5 protein-coding genes and 3 tRNA genes are annotated in these 5,366 nt (G+C 48.4%); all 8 read right to left on the bottom strand.

Annotated elements, in window-relative coordinates; translation table 11 throughout:
• Positions 1–157: 157 nt before the first annotated feature.
• A tRNA-Trp gene (locus WCO51_09255) sits at positions 158–230 on the bottom strand.
• Positions 231–273: 43 nt separating this feature from the next.
• Positions 274–438 (bottom strand): 50S ribosomal protein L33, encoded by a 165-nt coding sequence (gene rpmG / locus WCO51_09250; protein MEI6513444.1) that lies wholly within the window; start codon positions 436–438, stop codon positions 274–276.
• A gap of 47 nt (positions 439–485) precedes the next feature.
• A tRNA-Thr gene (locus WCO51_09245) sits at positions 486–557 on the bottom strand.
• Positions 558–565: 8 nt separating this feature from the next.
• Positions 566–648: transfer RNA gene (locus tag WCO51_09240), tRNA-Tyr, on the bottom strand.
• A 143-nt stretch (positions 649–791) separates the two neighbouring features.
• Positions 792–1,664: a phosphatidate cytidylyltransferase gene (locus WCO51_09235; protein MEI6513443.1), complete on the bottom strand. Its 873-nt coding sequence runs from the start codon at positions 1,662–1,664 to the stop codon at positions 792–794.
• Positions 1,665–1,747: 83 nt separating this feature from the next.
• A complete protein-coding gene (gene smpB, locus WCO51_09230) occupies positions 1,748–2,227 on the bottom strand; it encodes an SsrA-binding protein SmpB (GenBank protein MEI6513442.1) in 480 nt (159 codons plus the stop codon).
• Complete coding sequence (locus tag WCO51_09225) at positions 2,224–3,510, bottom strand: hypothetical protein (protein MEI6513441.1); 1,287 nt, start codon at positions 3,508–3,510, stop codon at positions 2,224–2,226. The genes smpB and WCO51_09225 overlap by 4 nt, the downstream gene beginning before the upstream one ends.
• 2 nt (positions 3,511–3,512) lie before the next feature.
• Positions 3,513–5,318, bottom strand: coding sequence for a translation elongation factor 4 (gene lepA / locus WCO51_09220; GenBank protein MEI6513440.1), 1,806 nt, complete (start codon positions 5,316–5,318; stop codon positions 3,513–3,515).
• Between the last annotated feature and the right edge of the window lie 48 nt (positions 5,319–5,366).

Below are 5,366 nucleotides of genomic sequence, written 5' to 3'. Positions count from 1 at the left end.
GACTTGTGGGATGGGCAAAAGCGGACAGATTTTGAAAGAAGTAGTTATTTTTTAAAATCACAGTAAGAGTACTAGTGTCCCCCCCACATAAGCTTTTCGCGCAAAACAAAAAGGCTCTGGGAATAATTCCCAGAGCCTTATAAACCTAATGTCAAAGCAGGGGCGGTAGGGATCGAACCCACGACCTGCGGTTTTGGAGACCGCCGCTCTACCAACTAAGCTACGCCCCTACGAGATGCGAGCAAGGCCGATGGGCGGTAAACCGCCGGTCGGTTATTTTTGCTCGCGGTGCATGCGTTGCGCACGGCATCGTGAACAGAACTTCTTCAGCTCTAATCGCGCTTCGGTTTTGCGTTTATTTTTCGTTGTCGTATAATTTCGTTCTCGACACTCAGTGCATGCCATCGTTATGATAACTCTGCTTGTCTGGCCAGCCATTTCATTCACCCGTTTCTTATTATTGAAATCCACCCCCAGTTGGGGGAAGCCCACGATGGGAGTCGAACCCATGACCTCTTCTTTACCAAAGAAGTGCTCTACCGCTGAGCTACGTGGGCGTGGGATATGGCGAGTCTAGGATTTGAACCTAGGTAGGGATTTCCCGTCAGATTTACAGTCTGATGCCATTGACCACTCGGCCAACTCGCCTTGAACAGCGGAAAATAGTATGGCACACGCTCAGCTTACCTGTCAACTGTGTAATCGGTAAGATGAGATAGTTCCAAAAGGGTGCAACCATACTTTTAAGAGTCAATAATATACCTGATTTTCGAAAAACTGGGTTCACTACCTTATTGCGCGAGAGCGTGCGTCCAAATTAGGTAATAGTAGACCAGCGGGGCGGCGATCATTACCGCATCAAATCGGTCCAGCACACCGCCATGACCTGGGAAAAGCTGACCACTATCTTTGACCCCGGCTTCGCGCTTGATAAGGCTTTCAAATAGGTCACCGATTTGGCCGAATATGCCAATGGTCATACCCAATGCCAACCCATGATCCCATGAAATCCCTATCCAGTTCGCCATAAGTGAGCCGACTATCGTGCAGGCCAGCAGGTTCGCAAGAGCGCCTTCAACCGTCTTATTGGGGCTAATCGCAGGAGCCAGTTTTCGCTTGCCATATCGAGTACCAATAAAATAAGCCGCAGTATCCCCTGCCCAAACTGTCACGAAAAGCAATAAGACAATTGCAGCCCCTTTATCAATCAATCGGTCAGGAATCAAGCTAATTTGACCGGACCAAGTTGGGTCTCCGCGAAGCTGGATTAGGAAGAAGTAAAAGAACCCGACATAGAGACCTGTAAAGAGGCCGAAAGCAACGTTTCGAACTGCTCCGCCAGGTTCACGTCTAATTGCTGCGGGGAACTCCCACACGAACGCGGAAATCAGTCCAATCGTAAATGCAGTCCCAAACCATGTGTTGATTAAGCCAAGGGGATCTCTCCAGCAGAATGCAACAAAAACCGCGCCAAGGGCTGCGGCAATGAGATTAGGTCGAAGGGATAATCCATTACCACTGCGCGCAAACATCAATAGCATTTCCAATATAGCAAGCACTACAAGCAAGCATATTGCTATATTAAACGGTTGGCCACCCGGCCATATAATAAGTGCGATAGCCAAAGGGATACCGACTAAAGATGTAAGTATTCTAACGAGCACTTTGCCTTCCTTGTTAATCAGCTTCACTCGATTCTATCACCCTCATAGGTCAGCGGTCAACAATAATTTGTGAGCACAAAGCTCTACAGCTTATCGCCGCGTTCTTTCTCTCTTCTCATTTCGCGGTCAGCGATTTGTTCGCGGCGGTCATATTGGCGTTTGCCTCTTGCAAGACCAATCTCCAACTTTGCTTTGCCGTGATGGAAATAGAGTAAGAGGGGGACAATGGTGTAGCCTTTTTCCTGAGTTTTTGAGCGTAAACGATCAATTTCCTTGCGGTGCATTAAGAGCTTGCGCGGACGGCGAGATTCGATTTTGAAGTAACTGCTTGCTTCATAGGGGTCAATATAAATATTAATTGCCCACAGTTCGCCTTTTTCTAACTTAACATAAGAATCGTGAAGACCAGCCTTGCCAAAAAAGATGGATTTGACTTCTGAACCTACTAAAACAATGCCGGCTTCGTGAGATTCGACAATTTCGTAGTCATAACGAGCTTTGCGGTTACTGGCAACCACTAGTCTATCCGATGTTTCAGGCTGTTTTTTTGGCTGCCGTTTCATTCGTTCTCAGCCGCTTCATATTCAGAACTATCTTCCGCAAACGGCGTGCGTGCAATTGACCGAACAGCTTGCATCATATCGTTCTTATCACTCGCTCTCTCTGACCAGAAGTTAGCCAGAGCGACAGAATCCGGTGTAGCAACAATCGCCTGAACCATACATCCTCTTTGCGTTGTATCGATTCTAAGGCTGCCGTGTACATCGCCATTAACCCAATCTTGTTCCGGCCGGATAGCATCGCGCAGTCCGCCTTCGATTTCAACCGGACTATTATTGACATGATTATAAGCGGTAAAGAACAGGCGCTGTTCACCATGCACAAATCGAAGGTTCGGCTCCTCATCTTCATAAGCGGGCCACCAACTGCCGGGGAGATCAATTTCCCAACCATCATCTAGAGGTTGGCGGAGCAAACCTAAACGATAACCACCGTAGAAGGGACGCTGAGTGTCATAGGAAGCCGCGGCACGAATGCGCTCAGCTTGATCCCCGCGCCCAAGTTGGTTTGCCAGCCAAATAAACTCAGGCCAGGGGAGGTCGGCGTTTTCATCCAGTTCAAGAGCACGTTCGAAGGCATCATAAGCCTGACGGGCAGCCAAAGTGGCTTCCTCGCACTTGTTCTCTTCCCAGATGACATCCAAATAACATAAAGTCAGACCATAATTCGACCAAAAAGTCGCATCTAAACCCTCGTCCCACCAGGGAAACTCATTTGCAAAGCGATAGGCCTGCAATTTTTCGTTCGAAAAATACTCCAGCCATGCACTATGTCGGGGTCCCATGGGGGTGAGAATATCGAAATCGCTTTTGACTGGCCGAACGTGGTCGGGCATCCCAAGAAGTACCCCGCGCCAACCATCCTCCATTGCAGTGAGCACACGATGGTTTCGGTCAACCATCCATTCGACCATGATTTTTTCAAGCGCTTCGCGGTCTCGCATCAAGTAAAAATCGGTATCATCATCGATATGCCAATGCAAACCCCAACGTGATTCGGCATCATCTAACGCTCGGACAATGTATTGATGATAACCAGGTCCGGCGTTACCGGTGCTGGCATATCCTTCCAAAGAGTCGCGAGTGAGTGTGACTGTCAGCGGTTCCTCAGCGGGGTGCAACATAACCTGCCATGAGACTTCCTCGTCCTCATCATAGCGATAAATTTCAGCATCGAGCGGTTCAGCGACTTCACCCAGCCAGTTTTGCACTAAATCAGCAGGGCATTCGTCACTAGCCCGAAGCGCGGGAGTTAAGTTGCTTCTAAATAATATTTCAGTTGACATCACTATTCTGCTACCTTTAAAACGCTCAAGAAAGCCTCTTGGGGCACTTCAACGGCGCCGATTTGCTTCATGCGCTTCTTGCCTTCACGCTGCTTTTCGAGCAACTTGCGTTTTCTTGATATGTCGCCGCCATAACACTTAGCGGTGACATTCTTACGGTACGGTCTAATCACAGACGCTGCGATGACCTTCATGCCAATTGCTGCCTGAATTTTTACCTCAAATTGTTGTCTAGGAACGACCTCTTTTAATTTATCAACTAAAACTCTTGCCCGCGGATAGGCGCTATCGCGATGGGTGATAAAGCTAAGCGCATCCACCGGCTCGCCATTAAGCATTATATCCAGCTTCGTCAGTTCCGCTTGTTGAAACCCTGAAAATTCATAATCAAAGGAAGCATACCCACGTGTGGAGCTTTTCAGTTGGTCAAAGAAGTCCAATAAAATCTCCGCCAACGGCAATTTATAGTAGAGCACCGCACGGTTCGGACTCGGATACTCTAATTTTAGGAATTCTCCTCGCCGATCTTGAGCCAACCGCATAGATGGGCCAATATAGTCCTGCGGGCACATAATCGTCGCATTCACTATTGGTTCTTCAACATATCTAATACTTTGGGGTTCGGGCATCTCCGTTGGGTTAGAGATTTCGAAAACCTCGTCGTCAGTTTTATGAATGCGATAGACCACGCTCGGCGCACTAACGATCAAGCTCAGATTGAACTCACGTTCAAGCCGCTCGCGTGTAATATCCATGTGCAGCAGTCCGAGAAATCCAGTTCTAAACCCGAAACCTAGCGCAATTGATACTTCAGGTTCGAAAATCAGCGCCGCATCGTTGAGTTTTAGCTTCAAAAGGGCATCGCGAAGGTCTTCATATTGGTCGGTATCAGTTGGAAATATCCCGCTATAGACCATCGGCTTGGCCTTGCGATAACCCGGCAATGCTTGTAAGGTCGGATTGTTCGCATCGGTGATAGTATCGCCAACTGCCACTTCAGCGATGTCTTTCACTCCGGCCATCACGTAACCGACTTCACCGGCGTTTAAAGAATCCGTTGCTTCTAATTTCGGGCAGAAGATGCCCACCTGTACAACATCTTCTTCACGACCTGTGGATAAAAACTTTAGTCTCGTCCCCGCTTCAATTTTGCCATCGATAACCCGCACATAGGCAACCACACCCTGATAGGCGTCGAAGTGTGAATCGAATATCATCGCCCTTAATGGCGCATTCTTTTTGCCTTTCGGAGGGGGGACTTGTTTAACCACTGCTTCGAGTAGCTCTTCGATACCTATGCCGGTTTTTGCGCTTACCATAACCGCATCGGCAGCATCGAGCATCAGCGCGTTTTCAATCTCTTCTTTAGTGCGCTCAACATCCGCTACCTCCATGTCGATTTTATTGATAACGGGCAAAATGGCAAGGCCCTGGATCATCGCTAAATTAGCGTTGGCGATTGTCTGCGCCTCAACTCCTTGGGTGGCATCGACCACCAGCAATGCGCCTTCACACGCTGCCAGGCTTCTTGAGACTTCGTAGGTGAAATCCACATGACCTGGAGTGTCGATCAGGTTAAGCTGATACCTATTCCCATCATGTGCCTGATAAAACAGCCGAACAGCAGCCATTTTAATCGTAATGCCGCGTTCCCTTTCCAGATCCATCTGGTCGAGAAGCTGTGCTTGCATGTTACGCGGGTCAATAGCGCCGGTAAACTCAAGTATCCGGTCAGCCAGCGTTGATTTGCCGTGGTCAATATGAGCAACGATGCAGAAGTTGCGAATTAATCTTTGTTCGGTAGACATATAAGTGTTCACATTGTACCCGAATTGCCCCTAATACCGCCCCTTCAG

It is taken from the genome of bacterium, assembly GCA_037131655.1.
Taxonomy (GTDB): domain Bacteria; phylum Armatimonadota; class Fimbriimonadia; order Fimbriimonadales; family JBAXQP01; genus JBAXQP01.
The sequence above is the reverse complement of the archived record's forward strand: the minus strand, read 5'-3'. Positions and strand labels throughout refer to the sequence as shown.

Coding starts and splice junctions, on each gene's coding strand:
- rpmG (MEI6513444.1), bottom strand. CDS start 438: ATGGCTGGCCAGACAAGCAGAGTTATCATAACGATGGCATGCACTGAG.
- smpB (MEI6513442.1), bottom strand. CDS start 2,227: ATGAAACGGCAGCCAAAAAAACAGCCTGAAACATCGGATAGACTAGTG.
- WCO51_09225 (MEI6513441.1), bottom strand. CDS start 3,510: ATGTCAACTGAAATATTATTTAGAAGCAACTTAACTCCCGCGCTTCGG.
- lepA (MEI6513440.1), bottom strand. CDS start 5,318: ATGTCTACCGAACAAAGATTAATTCGCAACTTCTGCATCGTTGCTCAT.